Raw genomic sequence first — 1,545 nt, forward strand, 5'->3', positions numbered from 1 at the left:
GCAGGCTTATGTACCTAAGGAAGCCATAATTATGTATAATCATCATGGCACTGCTCCAGGCTGCATCATGGAACATAATGGCAAGTATTGTCTGCTGTTTCCTGGGCCACCAAAGGAAATGCAGCCCATGTTTGAAGAATATGCCCTGCCATATCTTAAGCAGTTCAGTGATAAGGTTTTTGTTTCCATAAATATAAAAATGCTAAGCAAGAAGGATGCACCTATAACTATTGTGGGGGAAGGACCTTGTGCTGAACGACTGGGTGATTTATGCGATAATGATAATCCAACAGTAGCTACCTATGCCAAGGAGGATGGCTGTCTTATCCGGGTTACAGCAGCCGCCAAGGACCGCGATCAGGCCCTTGACTTGCTACAGCCAATAGTGGAGCGCTGTAAGCTGGCATTGGGAGAGGATTATATAAGCTGTATAACAGAAGATAAATAGGCCACCTTTCCACAATTCTGTGAATTGAAAAAAAGATTGACAAGCAGATACAATATTAGTATAATAAATGCTGTTGTGAGATACGAAGGGTATCAAGCATGACTCACTAGCTCAATTGGTAGAGCATCTGACTCTTAATCAGCAGGTTCGGGGTTCGAGTCCCCGGTGGGTCACCATTATGAATTGTGGCAGGTTGGGATATTCCAGCCTGCTTTTTTTAAAAAATGAAACCTCATCCGCCCTTCGGGCACCTTCCCCAAGGGGGAAGGCAACTGGGAGAAAGGAGAGAGTTATGAAGATTCTTATCAGCAATGATGATGGGGTGCAGTCTCCGGGAATTGAGGCTTTGGTAAAGGCCTTGCATAAGGATTATGAGGTGGTGGTGGCCGCCCCGGCTACTCAGCAGAGTGCCAAGGCCCACGCGATTACTGTCGGTCAGCCTATTTATGTGGATAAATACCAGCCTTTGGCCGATACTTATGGTATTGAGGCCTACAGTGTTTTTGGTACCCCGGCGGATAGCGTAAAGCTGTATTTGGAAGGCCTGTTAGGTCATAAGCCGGAAAAGTATCCTGATTTGGTGATTTCAGGTATCAATAACGGCTCCAATTTGGGAACGGATTTGATTTATTCCGGTACGGTAGGAGCAGCCAGAGAGGGTTATATTCATAAGATTAGTTCCCTGGCTGTTTCTCTGGATTATAATGCCAGCATTACCTTTGATATGGTAGCGCAGGAGTTGGCGAAGAAGCTGCCGGAGTTATTGGCATTAAGTAAGGATACAATATTTTTTAATATAAATTTCCCCAAGGCCTTCCATGAGGATTTTAAATGGCATTGGGCGCGCCAGGGCGTTCGTGACTACGAAAATGCCTATATTCCACGTATCTCTGAGGACGGTCGCATGTATTTTATGGTGGAGGGAGATATTATCGATGAGGGAAATACCCCTGATGCGGATATTACTCTGTGTAACTCAGGTCATATTACCATCACACCTATGCGACTGAGCGTGGCAGATTGTCTTTTCCTGCGGGATTTGGCAGGAAAGGTGTTATGATATAAGATGTTATGGTATAATTAGATATTGGAATGAC

1 protein-coding gene, 1 tRNA gene and 1 pseudogene are annotated in these 1,545 nt (G+C 44.9%); all 3 read left to right on the forward strand.

Annotation, left to right across the window (positions count from 1 at the left end):
• Nucleotides 1–448: pseudogene (locus ACKI5G_RS05320) on the forward strand (damage-inducible protein CinA); the annotation flags it as partial.
• Nucleotides 449–548: 100 nt separating this feature from the next.
• A tRNA-Lys gene (locus tag ACKI5G_RS05325) sits at nucleotides 549–624 on the forward strand.
• A gap of 116 nt (nucleotides 625–740) precedes the next feature.
• Complete coding sequence (surE, locus tag ACKI5G_RS05330; protein ID WP_407398336.1) at nucleotides 741–1,508, forward strand: 5'/3'-nucleotidase SurE; 768 nt, start codon at nucleotides 741–743, stop codon at nucleotides 1,506–1,508.
• The last annotated feature ends 37 nt before the right edge of the window (nucleotides 1,509–1,545 follow it).

The organism is Anaerovibrio sp. (assembly GCF_045637405.1).
Lineage (GTDB): Bacteria > Bacillota > Negativicutes > Selenomonadales > Selenomonadaceae > Anaerovibrio.